The 16932-nt window shown below is 54.5% G+C and carries 8 protein-coding genes; 3 read left to right on the top strand and 5 right to left on the bottom strand.

The genetic code is table 11. The features are described from left to right. Nucleotides 1-6 precede the first annotated feature (6 nt). The gene (locus ABKW30_RS03620) at nt 7-1218 is read right to left on the bottom strand and encodes an isochorismate synthase (RefSeq protein ID WP_348596635.1); all 1212 of its coding nucleotides are present in this window, start codon (nt 1216-1218) and stop codon (nt 7-9) included. Between the two features lie 246 nt (nt 1219-1464). On the opposite strand from ABKW30_RS03620, the gene ABKW30_RS03615 reads away from it, so the two are divergent. Continuing rightward, nucleotides 1465-2283, top strand: a complete 819-nt coding sequence (locus ABKW30_RS03615) for an ABC transporter ATP-binding protein (protein WP_348596634.1) — start codon at nt 1465-1467, stop codon at nt 2281-2283. 20 nt (nt 2284-2303) lie between these two features. On the opposite strand, the gene ABKW30_RS03610 is transcribed toward ABKW30_RS03615, so the two are convergent. From ABKW30_RS03610 to ABKW30_RS03595, 4 genes are all read right to left on the bottom strand, one after another. Next, nucleotides 2304-10811 carry an amino acid adenylation domain-containing protein gene (locus ABKW30_RS03610; RefSeq protein ID WP_348596633.1) on the bottom strand — a complete coding sequence of 2836 codons (8508 nt, stop codon included), beginning with the start codon at nt 10809-10811 and terminating at the stop codon, nt 2304-2306. Nucleotides 10812-11009: 198 nt separating this feature from the next. Continuing rightward, entirely contained in the window at nt 11010-11234 is a 225-nt protein-coding gene (locus ABKW30_RS03605) for an MbtH family protein (RefSeq protein WP_348596632.1), read from the bottom strand. Between the two features lie 24 nt (nt 11235-11258). After that, nucleotides 11259-12635: an enterochelin esterase gene (gene fes, locus ABKW30_RS03600; RefSeq protein WP_348596631.1), complete on the bottom strand. Its 1377-nt coding sequence runs from the start codon at nt 12633-12635 to the stop codon at nt 11259-11261. A gap of 43 nt (nt 12636-12678) precedes the next feature. Beyond that, nucleotides 12679-14865, bottom strand: a complete 2187-nt coding sequence (locus ABKW30_RS03595) for a TonB-dependent siderophore receptor (RefSeq protein WP_348596630.1) — start codon at nt 14863-14865, stop codon at nt 12679-12681. Nucleotides 14866-15044: 179 nt separating this feature from the next. Between ABKW30_RS03595 and ABKW30_RS03590 the strand changes: the two genes are divergently transcribed. Both ABKW30_RS03590 and fepB read left to right on the top strand, forming a co-directional pair. Further along, nucleotides 15045-15932, top strand: a complete 888-nt coding sequence (locus tag ABKW30_RS03590) for an AraC family transcriptional regulator (protein ID WP_348596629.1) — start codon at nt 15045-15047, stop codon at nt 15930-15932. Nucleotides 15933-15940: 8 nt separating this feature from the next. Continuing rightward, nucleotides 15941-16924: a Fe2+-enterobactin ABC transporter substrate-binding protein gene (gene fepB, locus ABKW30_RS03585; RefSeq protein ID WP_348596628.1), complete on the top strand. Its 984-nt coding sequence runs from the start codon at nt 15941-15943 to the stop codon at nt 16922-16924. The last annotated feature ends 8 nt before the right edge of the window (nt 16925-16932 follow it).

Genomic DNA, 16932 nt, shown 5'->3' with positions numbered 1-16932 from the left:
CTTCCTCTAAATCCCGAACCGGTCGCCATCGATGCCGAAAGCGTCCAGCATGGCGCGGAACTTGGCCGCTGTTTCAGCCACTTCACCTTGCGGTGTCGAACCTGGAACAACCCCTGCTCCCGCGTAAAGCCGGGCATTCGGACCTTCCACTTCCGCACAGCGAATGGAGACGTACCAGCGCCCGTCACCCGCAGAATCACACCAGCCAACCGCACCCGCATAAAAGCCACGGTTGTAGGCTTCCAATTCACTGATCTTCGAGTGTGCCGCAGCGCGAGGGACGCCGCAAACCGCCGGTGTCGGATGCAATAGCGAAACAAAGTGCTCCGAGGGAATGGAGCCATCCTTCAGACGGCCAACGATCCTTGTGCCCAGATGCCACATGCTGGCCGTAGCGCGCAGTGCCATTCCTTCCGGCGCGGAAAGTTCCACACAATAGGGTGCCAGAAGGTCCATAATGGACTCGACAACCATGGCGTGTTCGCGCCGGTCTTTATCCGAATTCCACAGGGAATCGGCGGAACGGCGATCTTCTGCCTTGTTTTTGTGTCGCTTGGCCGATCCGGCTAGTGGATGAGATGCAATATGCGTGCCGCGCTTTTCAACAAGCAGTTCAGGTGTTGCACCAACAAGCATTGCTCCGCCTTTTTCCGGCTGACGCAAAGGCGTTGCAAAAACAGTGATGCTTTCGTCAAGTGCAAGACGGCTCATCAGGTCTGCAATGGAAAAATCGCGGCTGGCAAAGACTTTCAGGCTGCGCGAAAGCACGATCTTCTGCAATGCACCATTCGATAAGGCCATGGCCTCCAATCCGGCAGCAACGCTACTGCCGAATATGTCCGCCGAAGGGTCGGCGCTGACAGAAATAATCCTGTTTGGTTCGGCACTGCCTGCACTTGCTCCAAATCCCGGGACATGGCCAAGATTGTGCTCTCCTTGCACGCGCAGAACACGCTCGGGCTGGAACAGAAATGCTGAATGATCGGGATCGAATGGAAGGGCGCCGACAAGGATATCGGGGCCATCCGTACGCTTACCAAAGAAGTTTGCGGTGCGTTCGCTCAAGGTTGACAACGGCCCCTCAGCCAAAACAGCTTTTTGGCCAAGAGAAAAGAACGTCTCTCCGGATGTCTTGAGGATGTAGAAGGGCTTTTTTGAATTTGAGCTTTGGGGATATGTTCCCTCATCGAGCCGAGCCAGCGAGATTGGCATTTTCATACTCCATTCCTACGATTTTGGCTGGTTGATCCCGATGCTGTGGCAATAATATGACTAGACTTGTCATATTATGATATGTAGCAGATACGGAACCAGAACAATCAGCCTGAACTTTTGCCGATGACGATAATTTCAGTTGAAGATCTGGCGTTAGAATGTTTATCCAAACATCACGACAGCCTCCCTTTTCCCACTAAGGCGGAACTTTGAAATGACGGGTGCCCATATATTCAGGACTGTTTCCCCATGACCGCGCCATTTCATCTCGAAAGCCGTCTTACCGGCTCGAATCTCACGCTTGGCTATGGCAAGCGCATGGTTTGCAAAGAACTCGACATCGCTATTCCCAGCGGTGGATTTACTGCAATTATCGGCCCTAATGGCTGCGGAAAATCCACGCTGCTGCGGGCCTTGAGCCGTCTGCTCACACCTTCCGGCGGTCAGGTTCTGCTTGATGGTAAGGATGTTCAGAACACGCCAGCCCGCGAAATTGCCAAGCGTCTTGGCTTGTTGCCGCAGAGCGCAATCGCGCCCGCCGGAATTACTGTGTCCGACCTTGTCTCTCGCGGACGTTACCCTCATCAGACCCTGCTGCGTCAATGGAGCCGAGCAGACGCCGAAGCTGTCGAAAAAGCTATGCAGGCGACTGCCATCAGCGATCTTGCCGAACGGAGTGTTGACGAGCTTTCCGGCGGCCAACGCCAGCGCGTCTGGGTGGCGATGGCTCTTGCCCAAGATACGCCGTTGCTGCTCCTGGACGAGCCGACAACGTTTCTCGATATCACCCACCAGATTGACCTGATGGACCTGTTTCAGGATCTCAACCGCAATAGCGGTCGCACGCTTGTAGCCGTGCTGCATGACCTTAATCAGGCCTGCCGCTATGCCACGCATCTGATTGCCATGCGCGAAGGACGTATCATTGCCAAAGGCGCCCCCAGCGAGATCGTAACCGCAGAACTCGTGGCAAGCGTCTTTGACCTCTCTGCCATGATCATCGAAGACCCGGTTAGCGGAACACCATTGGTTATTCCGCGGCAGCGGGCGGGCAAATCCGTCGAGTAGGTTCAGGACCAACATCCGCATCATCCGAGCGACCGCACGTCAGCCAGTAATTTCGCCAGCTGCGGCCCCAGTTCCACCAGCGTTTCAGGGCTGAGAATATCCTCATGAGCGCAATCGACTTCATGAATGTCCAGCGCATTGATATGGCCTGACCACGAACCGCGTACATCCCAATCAACGGGCAATGTGTTCTTCGCAACGAACAGCACGGCTTTGCCATCGAAATAAGGTGTTCGTCCCTGTGCCAGCAGCTTTACCGCGTCGGCGTAGTTGGCGACGATATCGCTAAACATTGCGGCCTTTTCTGCCTGCATTGCTTCGTCGACAATCTCGTCTTCAGTCGCGGCAACGAATTGTTCGCGCTCGCGATCTGCTTCGGCACCCGCCTCATTCTCCGTATTGCCGCTCCAATCCTGACCTTCCGGCGGATAGGTATCAAACAGCCCGAGGAAGGCCACTTCTTCGCCAAGCTCGCGTAGACGTGCTGCCACCCCTTGCGCCAATGTTCCACCAAGCGAATAACCAATGAGATGGTAAGGTCCACGCGGCTGCAATTTACGGATAGTTTCAAGATGCCGTTCGCATGCTTCAGCCAGCGTTGCGCTATTGGCAATAACGCCGTCAGCACGCGGCGACTGCAATCCGATCACGGGAAGCGTCACTGGGAGATATCGCGCAAAACCATTATACTGCCAGGCAAAGCCGGATGCCGGATGGAAGCAGAAAAGCGGATTTCCCTGTCCAGCGCGAAGCTGCAGAACTTTCCCGAAACCGGCGCCGCTTTTGTCGCCGGGTTCAGCCGAAAGCAATGCCGCAAGTTTGGCGACACTTGGCGCCATCATTACTTGCCCTACCGACAGCGGTATGCACAAACTGGCACGCAGTTTCGAAGCAAGCCGCATGGCCAAAAGCGAATGGCCACCAAGACTGAAGAAGTCATCTTCTGCGCTAACTGATGGCAGTTCGAGAATGGCGGCAAATTCCACGGCAATCCGGCTTTCCAGTCCGGGACGAGGAGAGCGTCCACTTTGTGTTACGCCGGTCGGCACAGGCAAAGCTTTGCGATCCAGCTTGCCATTCGGACTGAGCGGAAGAACATCAAGCTCGACGATCAATGTCGGTATCATGTGAGCAGGCAACCGCTCGGCCAGAGCCAGTTTCAATCGTGCCATATCCAAGTCTGCCTCAGGCACCACATAGGCTACCAGCTGCCGTGCATCGCCGCCATTTCCAGCAGCGCCGAGCACACAGGGGTTGACTACGGCGTTGATGATGCCGGGTTGGGTTTTCAAAACCGCTTCGATTTCGCCAAGCTCGATACGTTGACCGCGTATCTTCAACTGGTCATCGCTGCGGCCAAGATAATCAACCTCGCCATTCTCCATCCATTTCGCAATATCACCTGTGCGATACATGCGCTGACCATTGGCAAAGGGATCGGCAACAAAGCGGGTCGATGTCAGCTCTGCGCGGTCCAGATAATAATCCGCAAGCTGAACGCCACAAAGATAAAGATCGCCCGGAACGCCAACCGGAGCAGGCCGTAAGGCATGATCCAAAATGCGCAATTGAGTGTTCCATACAGGTCTCCCGATTGGAACATTTGACGATGCGGCACACTGTTCACTCGCAGGCTTGTAAGTGACATCCACTGCCGCTTCGGTTGGCCCGTAGAGATTATGCAACTCAGCAGAAAACAAGGCCTGATGCCGGTCGGCGAGACTGCGGGAAAGAGCTTCACCACTGCAGAACACGTGGCGCAGACTTTGCCCCAGTGGCGCTCTGGCATTCGCATCTTCCTCGCACCATTCAAGGAATGCAGCGAGCATTGAAGGCACGAAATGCATTACCGTTATATTTTCGCGCTTGATGATTTTCGACAACTCATCGGGGTCTCGATGAGCTTCCGGCGGGGCCATATAAAGCGCTGCGCCCTCAATTAATGGCCAGAAAAATTCCCAGACCGAGACATCGAAGCTCGCGGGTGTCTTTTGCAGCACCACATCGCCGCGGTCGATCTGGTACTCGTGCTGCATCCATGCAAGACGGTTCACGATGGCGCAATGCGAGACGAGCACACCTTTCGGCCTTCCGGTCGATCCCGATGTGTAGATCAGATAAGCGGGATCATGCAGTGCAAGTATTGGAGACGCGAACGCCAGCGCATCGCCTTCCGGTAGACCATCAAGCAGCATGATTTCGCTGAGGCCCCTGAACCGCCCTTCCAGCGCCGATGCTGTGATGATGAGCGCAGGTTTGGCATCTTCGATCATCATGTGCAGACGCTCGTCCGGATAGCCGCTATCCAGAGGCAGGTAAGCTGCTCCAGCTTCGATAACAGCATGGATGGCTATCGTCAAAAGCACTGAGCGTGGCAGAGCAATAGCGACGATCGCGCCCGGACCAACGCCTGCCACCTGCATCATTGCAGCAAGCTGTCGAACCCTTGCTCGCAGTTCGGCATAAGTTAGCGTGTGATTTTCGTCGACGAGAGCAATGGTGTCAGGAGTTGCTTTTGCTTGTGCATCCAACAGGTCACGCAAGCTCGTATCGGGGAACGGCGCCCCTGTCGAATTGATTTGCTCGATCAATTTACGTTCGCTCGGCACCAGCGGATTGAACTCCGACCAAGATTGATCACCCTGATATGCGACGTGTTCAAGCAGCATCCTGATGCGCGCCATCAATTGATCCGGATCGCGCAAAAGGTCACGGTACTCGACGAGAAGACGCAGTTTTTCTTCGCGTAACACCATCAATGTCAGCGGATAATGCGTATAGCCACGATTACTCAGGCCCGAGAGCCGAACACCGGCATAATCGCGCGAAGCGAGTGCGTTCGTCTGCGGATAATTTTCACTGACAAGCAGCGTATCGAACAAAGTCGAGCCGCCTGCGATCTGCTGGATTTCGGCGAGTCCAAGCCCGTCATGTTCAAGCATGCCGCCTTGCACTGCTTGCGATACCGCCAATTGCTGGAGTAGCGGCAGGGAGGGATCGAGGCGGATACGCACCGGAACAGTGTTGCTGAACAGCCCAATGTGTTCATCGATGCCGTCGACCGGACTGAAACGACCTGAAACCGGCGTGCCAAACAGCACATCACTTCTTCCCGTCAACAGTGACAGCGCTGCCCCCCAAATACCCTGCATGAGCGTGTTGAGCGTCAGGCCATTTTCACGGCAGCGTGCCAGCAAAGCCTTTTCCAACACATCCGGAACGATGAATTCCATTTCGTGCACATCGGATGCGGCAATTGCCGTTCCAAACAGCAAGGTGGGCCGAGCACCTGCAAGCATTTCGATCCATGCTTGCCGTGCGGGCTTCAGATCTCGGGCTCCGAGTGCATTGATCACATCGCTATAAGCAACACGGGTTTTTTCAAGAGTATCAGGCCCATCGCCATAGGCGACGAGTAATTCGCGTAGCAGGATCGGTGTCGACCAACCATCAATGACAAGATGATGCACGTTGATGAAAAGCGTGTGGGCTTCCTCACCGCGTTGAACAAGGCTAGCGTGGAAAAGTCGGCCTGCCGCCGCAAAGAACTCTCGCTCCAATTCCAGATGCTCTATTTGTCTCAGTGCCGCCGATTTGTCTGCTTCAGCGCTGATGTCGTATTCATCCAGCGGCCAGCTTCCCGGTATCAGCGGCAGTACATGGCATGATCCGCAACGCAACCCTGTTTCAAACCGTGCAGCAAGTTGCGGGAAGCGTTTCAGCAGCCCGTCAAGAGCCTCCCGCAGCAAAGCCTTGTCCAGAGGGCCCGTAAAATCAATGCGCGTGATCGAGTTATATTTGCTTGCGGCCTCGTGCAGTTGCGTGTGGAACAACAGTCCCTCTTGCAACGGCAGCAGAGGTAGTACCGCAGACAATGGTCCATGCCGCTCGCGCAGGTCCTGCAGTTCGTCATCACTCAGTCCCGGTGTGTCAGCGGCAACAAGCGTATCGGCGGCATTTTCCGGATGCTCCCACGCGTTGTCTGCCAATGCGGAAATATTGGCAGCGATTGAATCGTGCAAAGCCTGGATTGTATCCGGCTCAAAGATTCCATCAGCCCAAGTCCAGTTGATGGCAAGGCGCGGCCCGGCCTCTGTCTCATCTATGAAAGCATTGATTTCCATGCCATGCATGAGTTTCATTACCGGATCGACATCGACGGCAAAGGCATCGGCAAAGCGCCCGCCCACGGCTTGCGGCGTCCAGTGCCCATCCCGAGAAACGAAACGACCAAGGTAATTGAACAAAACCTGCGGCGGATTGTCGGCCTCAAGCTTTGCCAGATCAGGTCCGGTTTCCGCATCAAGATAACGCAAGATGCCATAGCCAAGCCCATGATCCGGTATCCGGCGCAGTGCCTGTTTCACTGCCCTCACAGAGCCCTGCAAACCGGCACTTCCCCCAAGGTCAAACAGCACGGGATATTCTGCAGTGAACCAGCCGACCGTCCGGCTCGGGTCAACGCGATCATCGATGATATGGCGACCATGGGATTCCAAAGCAAACCGCAAACGTTCAACCGCAAAGACCTGGGAGAAAGCTCGTGTAACCGCAGTAAGAATCGTTTCCTCGACCGTCATATGGTAGGCGGCTGGCAGATTATTCAGCATCAGCCGTGTGAGATCGCTATCAATCAAGGTCCGCTTGTGCAGAGACGAGCCATAAGTATCGCGAGCTGCATCAAGCTTGCGTGGCATGATGCTGGATTTCTCTGCCAACATTTCACGCCAGAGTTTCTGCTCGCTTTGACGTGCCGGGACCTGCTCTCCCAACATCTTCGACCAATCGCGGATCGATGCTTCCTCCCGAGCTATGAAAGGAACGGTCCCCGCCATTGCGGCGAGACAGGCGGTTTCAAGTTCGGTCAGCAAGATACGCCACGACACACCGTCAGTAGCGAGATGGTGGATAACCAGCATCAGCCAGCCATCCCTGTCCGTTGAAGGCCAGTGGACTGCCTGCAACAGGATACCGGATGCCGGGTCCAGCCTAGCGCTTGCGGTGGTAAAAGCTGCTTCTGCCTCATCCGAGATTTTACCGTCACCCGCCCCGGCAATCTCATGCAAAAGTGGTGCTGCGCTGAAGTCGAGCGGCAAAGGCGGTATTCTCAGACTGGTCTCTGTAGCTTGCGCCCGCAGTGCCGGATGCGCGCGATGCAGAGCTTCCAAAGCCTGCTCGATTGGCTTGCGCGTTAGCTGTGCGGGTACACGCAACAGGACGGCTTGGGCGAAACGCGTTTGCAGACCATGGTTTTCCGCATACCATTTTATGATCGGAAGGTCGCTGACCTCACCGTCAACATCCACCATGCGCAATTGCGGCTGTGTTTCGAGAGGCTGTAATGCCGCTTTCATTCGGCTGGCACGGCGCAATCCGAAAACATCGCGCGGTCGCAAGACAAAACCTGCTTTGCGCAACGCCGTACACAGCGCCATGGCGCTGATACTGTCGCCACCCAGTCCGAAGAAGTCATCGTCACTGCGTACAGTTTCAATGCCTGTGACAGCGGCAATGCTCTCGCAGATCAGCTTTTCCTGATCATCAGCATAGGTTACGGGTTCGCTAATCACACTACGTTGCTCAGGACGAGGCAAAGCCTTGCGCTCAACCTTTCCATTTACATTGAGCGGCCACGTTTCCAATCTCAAAAGACTGGACGGCACCATGTAGTCGGGGAGACTTTGAGCGAGGGCAGCAAGCACATCTTTTTCACTGGCAGCGCCGGTAAACCAGCCAAGCAATCTCAGACTCATCCCGAATGGTTCAGCCAAAACCAGAGCCGCAGTTACACTTGGCAAGGAGGTTATCGCATGTTCGATCTCACCCGGTTCGACGCGGAAGCCGCGAATCTTCACCTGATGATCGCTGCGACCCGCATAATCAACCTGACCATCCGAGCGCCAACGGGCGAGGTCACCCGTACGGTACATCAAGACGCCATCATCGAATGGATTGGCGACAAATCGCGAGGCCGTCAGCCCGGCGCGACCAAGATAACCAGCAGCAAGACCCGGGCCGGCGATATAGAGTTCTCCGGTCACGCCAATTGGAACAGGCTGCAAAAGTTTGTCCAAGATGTATATGGCCGAGTTGGCAACAGGGCGGCCAATAACCGGCGTCTCTGCCGCCATGACAGCGGCGCTTAGCGTGTCGACGCTGTACTCAGTCGGACCATAGAAATTATGGAAATGGATGTGTGGATGTCGACGCAGTTCCCGCCAGAGCGCAGAGGATACAGCCTCCCCGCCAACCTGAATCATCACAGGGTGATGTTCGCGATCCAGCAGTCCGCTATCAATCATCTGCTGCAACATCGAAGGTGACAGGTCGACGGTATCGATCTGCCGTTCCACGATGAGGTCAACCAGTGCCTGAGCATCACGCCGCTGCTCTTCGTCACACAGATGCAGCTCGTGGCCAAGTAGCATCCAGATCACCTGTTCCCAGGACGAATCAAAAGAGAGTGACATCGCATGACCGGCACGCACACGCCGCCCGCTGACCTTGCGCATGACCTCCCCGAACAGGTCTGCCTCGTGCGACAAAAGGAGGTTCAGCAAGCCCTTGTGCGGAACCATAACGCCTTTGGGCATGCCGGTGGAGCCGGAGGTATAGATGATATAGGCAAGGTCCTCGCTCCTCAGAGCGCGTATCCGATCAGTATCTTCAATCGGTCGGGATGATTGAACTGCCATCAACTCCATAATTGCCGGGTCATCAAGACAGAAGACATCCGCATCTGTCACCACCGCTGCCCGCAAACTTTTCCGCGTGAGTACCAGTGCTGGCGCTGCATCGGTACACATTAGGGAAAGGCGTTCGACAGGATAATCCGCATCAAGCGGCATCCACGCTGCTCCCGAAGCCATGATCCCCATCAGGGCTACGATTGCTTCGATACGCCTTGGCAGAACTGTGGCAACAACATCGCCGGGACCGATCCCTTGTGCAATCAGCAAGTGGCCGAGCCGCGCTGACGCAGCAGAGAGCGTGGCGAAATCCATGCGGCCTTCGCAATCGGCAACAGCCGTCTCATTGGCATTTGCCAGCGCACTTTGTTCGAAAACATCAAGGACCGTGTGCGCCTGACGCGAGCAGCGTACCTGCGGTCCACGTGACCAATGGACAATTGAGGCTTCCTCCGATGCACTTCGCAGCGAAATCGATGCGATCGGTTCGTCCACGTGGCCGATCAGGCGACAGAGGAAAGCCTCAAGCCGATCAGCATGCAGGCCAAGGTCCTCTGCAGAATAACGTTCGGGATTTGCAGACAGCTCTACAGTCAGCGCATCGCCTTCAAACCAGAGACCAAACTCGATATCTTCCACCGGTCCCGCTGCAAGCACGTGCGTGGTCGACTTTACGCCTGCCAGTGCGAGATCGCCATCATAGACCTTGAAGTTGATGGTCGGGCCGTAAAGCGCGCGCCCTGAACCAACCAACCCGAGATCGCGTTGTACCTGTTCAGCATCATAACGTTGATGTTTACGGACACTTCGAAGTTCACGCGACAGCTGCTGCGCCAGCGCACCGAAGCACTGGGTGTCGTCAAAGCGAAGCTTGACGGGAAGGACATTCACGACAGGTCCAGTTGCATTAATGGCTGCCGAACCCATCCGCCGCATGAACGGCATGCCGACGATGATTGTTTCACTCATCGTCATCCGGTGAATATAGGCTGCGACACCAGCCATCAACATTTCCGGTTGCACCACCCGGAAACGATGCCCCGGCTCGTCGAGCCCGGTCAATATATTCGCATCAAGTTTGAACCGGAGCCGCAACACGTCGATATTCGCTGTGCTTTCCTTTCCGGTATCTGCCGGAACAAAGCTCACGGGGACATCGTCCTCAGTCAGATAGCTGTTCCAGAAGCCTCGGTCCCGTTCATAGAGGTCGGAGTTTTTGTAATTCTGATATTCTTCGATCACTTCGCCGAAGGGAGTGAAAGGCCTATGGTCCGGCTTGCTTCCAGCAGCCAGTGTGGTTTGAATCTGGACGATACGCCGGGTAAGCGCTGCAAAACTATAACCGTCAAGGCAAAGATGATGATAGCGCTGATACCAGAACCAGCGATCAGCGCCGATTTTCAACAGCATATGTCGGTAAAGCAGGCCTTCGCTGCCGGGTGCCGGCGTTGTTTCAAGATCGGCGCGCATTAGTGCACAAGCCTTGCCAACAGGATCTGTTTCGCCGGTCAGATCAATGACATCAGGTGCAGCAATATCGTCAAATGAACGCTCGACAGCCCAGCTCTGAACCGGTCCATTTTCGCCATTTTCGAAACGTGCGTGGATCGTATCTACTTCGGCAAGTCCTATGCGGATGGCGCGGCTCAGCAGCTCCACATCAAGCACACCTTCCAGTTCGGCATAATGCGCAACAACAAAGGTTTGTGCCTCGGAATCGATCTGCCCTGCAAACCAGATGCCGGGCTGCGCCGCAGCCAGCGGTAGCTTGATCACGCGGGTGTGATCAAGCTTTTGAGAGCTGGCAGGGGCGTTTACCGGAGATGGAACAATCGGCATGATGTTTTCTCACAATCCAGTTTTTACGGTTTCGCCAGTCAGGTGCTTGGCAAAACAGTCCTGCGTGGTTCGACAGGCTCACCATGAGGAGGATGCCTGATCGCAGGGTAGCTAAACGGTTATCCTTGCAACTCACCTGTTCACTCATGGTGAGCTTGTCGAACCACGCATTGGTGCTGTTGCAGGCGCAGTTTTATTCTACAAAGTTTGGCCGTCCATCATGCTCGCCCCCGGTCGCAAAGCCGGACCCCAGCGCATTTCAACAAACTCAATGCACGTAGCGCGGCTGTCCGGCCCCGCTTCAATGCTCCATCCCGCTGGCACGCGCGCGAAGCTCGGCCAGAGGCTGTATTGACCTCGTGCGTTAAGCAAAACGAGGAACTTGCCATTCTCGTCGTCGAATGGATTTGTTTCTTCACTCATTGTTCGGCTCCTTGACTTTAGTTTTCAGGCAAATAGCCAGCGCAGTCCGTCGATCAGTCCATTGCGCCAGCAAAGACCATCATGGCCGCCTTCGAAGCGGCGATAAGAAACATCGTGCCCGGCATCCTTCAGCGCCGCACTCATGGCGTCGCTTGCGTCGATCATGTCTTCTTCGCGGTTGCCGACTTCCATGAAAACGCGCAATCCGCTGATGGTTTTTTGCGGTATCTGCTGCGATTTCAACTGTGTAGTGAGCCAGCCTGTTCGGGCGCCTTCGCGTAATTCCGCAACATTCTGCGAAGAGCGAAGTGCACCGAAATTCGGCCACCAGAATGACCCGGACTGACTGAGAACGAGACCGAAACGATCGGGCAGATGCAGCCCGGCATAGGTGGCAGCAAGACCTCCATAGCTCTGACCCGCCACAACACTATTTGCTGGATTTCCGGTAATCGGAGCAATTTCGGCCACAAGCGGCAACAGCTCGCTGCGCACCGCATTCCAGAATATTGGATTGCAAGTCAGGTCTTCGGCGCGCTGTTCCATGTCAATTGGGTCGATGAATATATAGACGGCGGCAGGCAAGCTGCCTTCGGCGGTTTCTTTTTCAAGCACACCTTGGATGGGCATCTGTTCTGCCCAGTTACCTCCATCAAGCAGCACCACCAGCGGATAACCATCTGCCGGAGGTGCGCTCTGGTTGTGGCTCCAACCTGAAACATAGACCCAAACCTTTCGGGTCTTATTTTGAATGGAGCTTGTCCACTCGATCCCGATCAGTTTCTGGAATGGTGCATGAGGTACTGTTCCGGAATCGATGGCGTGCCACAACGCATAATTGGGAGCCCCCGGCATGTGGAGTGGTGAGGTATACATCCGCAGCCCGGTCCTGTAGGGCCGCAACGGATTGAGTGGATCGGAAACCGCGTATGGAAGTACAGATCGCAACCAGTCTCGATGGTTTCCCCGACAGGTTTCCATGTCGCCTTGATGCCTTGGCGGCAGACGATCGGCAGTTACCGGAATGAACGAATAGCTCCCACGCCAGTCGAGTGGCAGTTCCACTTGCCAGAACCATATGTCGGTTCCGCTTATCCGTTCCAGGCTTTGCGGAGTGAGGCAATGATGATCGGTAACTGAGTTGACATCAGCAAAGACACGTTGGATCGGCGAGGTAAGCTCGCTGCCCTCTCCATCTCGCCAAAGAAAGGTGACACACGCCTGCCCCTCCCCGAACAGTTCGACCATTGGCACGCCGCGCTTTTCTAAGCGCATCCACCAGCCCACCTCACCGCGATCGGATGAGTTGAGCAATGAGGCAGTCTGCGGCGCATTCCGGTTGAGTGCAGGAGGTTGCATTACCTCTTCAATCTTTGCCCGGGATGAGTTTTCTCTTGCCATGATGCTAACTTGTGAACGTTTTCTGGAATGTCATGGCCGCCACCTACCAGGACTTCTTCAGGGTGGCGGTTACAGTACGCCCCTCGCCATAGAAGCAGGCAGTCGAATTGGAACAGGACGCGACGAACTCTTTATTTGCCAAATTTTTGCCGTTGACCTGAAGCTTGAGACCCTTCCATTCTGGATTCACAGCTTCAAAATCATAACTGAGCATGGCATCGAAAAGAGTCGCGGAATCTACCTCAAATGTATTGGTGTCATCACCCCAACTTTTACCCTGATACCGAACGCCACCTCCAACCGAGAGTCCGTTCAACGCACCGTGATCGAAGTCATACTTGACCCATAGCGCCGCCTGATGCGCAGGTTGGCGCGCAGGCGTCTTGCCAATCTCAAGCTCATTGATTGAATTTTTCACCTCTGAGTCGAGATAAGCGTAGCTGCCGATCAGCGTTAAATTCTCATAGATTTCTGCCTTGGCAGAGAGTTCCACACCGCGATTACGGATTTTGCCGATTTGTCGGTAAACTGCCTGTCCGTCGATCCAATCGCTTTTTACGACATCTTCTTGAGTAAGATCGAAATAGGCAGCCGTCAGTACAACATCTGTACCTTCAGGTGCATACTTTATGCCGACCTCGTATTGATCTGCTGTCGTCGGCTTGAACGCGCTCTGACCTTTGCCGGGAACATTCAAGGAAGGTTCAAACGATGTTGAATAGCTGGCGTAAGGCGCTAGGCCATTGTCGAAATTATAGACAGCGCCCACCCGCCATGTGAATGCATCGTCATCATAAGAATGGTCACCGGTGCCGAGCTTGTCGTCGATATCCGTGCTTGCCCAATCATAACGACCGCCAGCCATCAGGTTCAGCTTGCCAATCTCGATCTGATCCTGAACGTAAATACCTGCCTGCTTCGCCGTGGTGTCGTCGATTTGTGTAGGATTGAGAACAATCGAACCATAATCTATCGTGCCATAACGTGGATCGGTCAGATCGATATCCGGTACGGATGCCCCTCCCCAGTGGTAATCCCTTGAATAATACCGATAGTCGAAGCCGCCAAGCAAAGTATGTTCTGCGGCACCAGTACTGAATTTTGCCTCAATCTGATTATCGATTGTGAACTGGTTCGTCCGCGCCCCGCCGCCTCTGGCTGCGCGCGTAATTACCGTGCCTTCACCGGTATCCGGATCGGCAGGCCTGTAACCATACACCAGTGTATGATGCTCATAATCGACATATTGATACCGTGCATTCTGCCGTACGGTGAATGTATCATTCAATTCGCGCTCGAATTCATAGCCGATCCAAGCTTGATCACGCTCAAACTTCTCGAAATCGGGATCCGAAACAAAGAAATCACGCGGAATGTATCCGTAGCCGGGTATTGGTGTAACTGTTCCGACCGCATCGAGGAAGTTACGGAAACCGGCATGCGGCTCCCTCTGATAACCGCCAAGAATCGTCAGTGTCGTATGGTCATCGGGGGTCCATGTTACCGATGGGGCGATCGCAAAACCTTCCTGCTTGGTAAAGTCTTCTTGCAAATCTGTTGTGAGACCCGTACCGACGACACGGTAGGAAAGAGCATCAGATCCCGGAACCTGATCGCTAAAATCGAACGAGGCTCCATAATGGTTTCTTGATCCACCCGTGAATTCGATCTCGCGAATTGGCTCCCCGGTTGGCTTTTTGCTAACCATATTGATAATACCCCCCGGATTGGTCTGGCCGAATAGCACGGATGATGGGCCCGAGAGCAGTTCCACCCGCTCAAGCAGATAGGGGTATATTTTCGAATAGCTTCCGCTGACACTGTTATCGAACAATAATCCGTCAAGATAGCGGGGAACATAATAGAAACCGCGAACACCTATTTCATCCTGCAGATTTGATGCGCCGCGGTATTCCGTGTTCACGCCTGGGGTAAAGCGCAGCGATTCGGCTACAGATTGCACATCCATATCTTCCATCTGCTCTTTTGATATGACCGCAACGGACTGTGGTGTCTTGATCAATGGCGTGTCAGTCTTTGTTCCAGCCGTGCTCTGCTTCGCCACATAGCCTTTAACCGGCCCGTTGCCCTTTTCGCCCTTGATCGTAATTGTATCCAGAACAATCGGATTACCGCTCTCCTGTGCCTTTGCACCGCTTGTCATGGCACTCACCATGAGGAGCAAAAGGGCGGAGCTGGAAAAATAGCGGTTCTTCAACATGCGACTCATCAACAAAGGTCCTTGCAATCTTGGATGGGCTGAACTAGCACCCAATAAACTTGACTAAGAATGTCATGTATATGATGCTATACGCGCTGTCGACAGAACGCTTTTTGACGAAACGGCAAAAAACTTTGTTCAAACGGCAGCCCCGAAAAGCGAACCATTTGCAAACGGAAATTTCTGATATGGCCTCAATCATGCAGCACGCCGTGATGAATCTCAGTATCCCGCAGCCCCTGTTCGTCGGTACGATAGAGGGTGTCCCTGCATGCACATCCGACACCGAAACGCAGGACATTTCGGCGAAGTTTATTGTCATGGTGCTGTTGCAGGGCGCGCAGCATTTCATTGTCGATGACGTGCCCTTCCGCATTGACGCCGGATTTGGCGAAACCTGCGCGCCCTTTGTTTTTGTGTTGAATGTTGCGCGTGCATCCAAGCTGACCTTTATCAATGCCAGCAAGGTACCCTTGCGCAAGGTAATGATCTCCGCACCGCTATCCTGGATGAACTGGCTGATCAGCGCACAAAGTGACGGCGTTCCGGCACTCAAGGAGTTTCTATCGACCCACCTTGCGCATTTTCGCATTGATGCCAGCAGGCACATTCTTGGTCTTGCGGAGCAGTTGATGAATCCGCCAGTGGGCATGCAGGGTGAGATGCGCACACTGTTCCGCAGTTCGCGCGCCTTTGATCTTATGTCCCTGACATGTGTCGACCTTGCTGCACACAAGGTAGAGCGCCAGAGTCCGCATCTTTCCAGCGCACGTCAGAGTGAGCGCGTCTACAACTACATCCTTGCCAATCTTGGTGAAGAACTGACAATCGAGACCATTGCGCGTGAATGCGGCGGTAGCGTTTCGTCGATCCAGCGCCATTTCAAGGAACATTACGGCGTTACTGTTTTCGAGTTCATCCGCCGCAGCCGACTGGAACTTGCTTATGACGCGCTTGAACGCGAAGGGGCAACCATCGGTCAGGCTGCACATCTCGCCGGTTATAATACGCCGTCTAATTTCACAACGGCATTCAAGAAAACCTATGGCGTTTCGCCAAAATACAAGCGCAGGTAATGGGAATTATGGCCACACCTTTGTGGAAACGACGCACATTTCTTTTGGGTGCGGCCAGTGCTTTGCTGGCAAATCAGTCTGGCGTTATCGGACAGGCAGTGGCAGCTGACGATATTTGGCCGCGCAGTGTCGATACTCCCAAAGGCAAGCTGACGCTCGAGAGTAAGCCGCAGCGTATCGTTTCCACGAGTGTGACCCTCACTGGCACCTTATTGGCCATCAATGCGCCTCTGGCAGCAAGTTCCGCGACTAACAATATGGGTACGGTGGCGGATCACGCAGGATTCTTTACCCAGTGGGCAGAAATAGCGCATCAAAGAGGCGTTGTTCCTGTCTACCGCACCGAACCGGATGTCGAAGCTGTCATGGCGGCCGCGCCGGACCTTATCATCATGTCCGCAACAGGCGGAGACAGTGCGCTGCGCCTGTACGACCAGATCAGCCAGATCGCGCCGACACTCGTGGTCAACTATGATGACAAAAGCTGGCAGGAAGTCGCAATGCTGCTGGGCTCCGCAACAGGTCTTGAAGCCGAGGCCAAAGCAGTTATTGCCGAATTCGACAAACGCGTCGCCGATACGAAACTAAAACTGCGATTACCGCCGCAGCCGATCACAGCAGCCGTCTATTACGAAGATGATTCCGGTGCCAATGTCTGGACGCCAGCCTCGGCACAAGGGAAGCTGCTGCTCGCCCTCGGTTTCGAACTGGCCGCCATCCCGCCAGAGGTCAAGACCCTGACCACGATGGGGATACGCAGTGATATCATTCAGCTATCAGGCGAACAGTTCGCAGATGGCGTCAATGGCGAAACGCTTCTGCTCTTCGCGGCCGATGACAGCATCATTGATCAGGTTAATGCCAATATCTTTCTCAAGCACATTAAATCCGTTTCCAGCAAACGTGTCTATGCAATGGGACTGGATACATTCAGGCTCGATTATTACAGCGCCTCGCACATGCTGGAGCGGCTGACGCGACTTTTCGTATGATGCATTTA

Source organism: Phyllobacterium sp. SB3 (assembly GCF_040009165.1).
Classification (GTDB): Bacteria; Pseudomonadota; Alphaproteobacteria; order Rhizobiales; family Rhizobiaceae; genus Phyllobacterium.
This window is presented reverse-complemented; position numbering and strand designations above follow the sequence as displayed.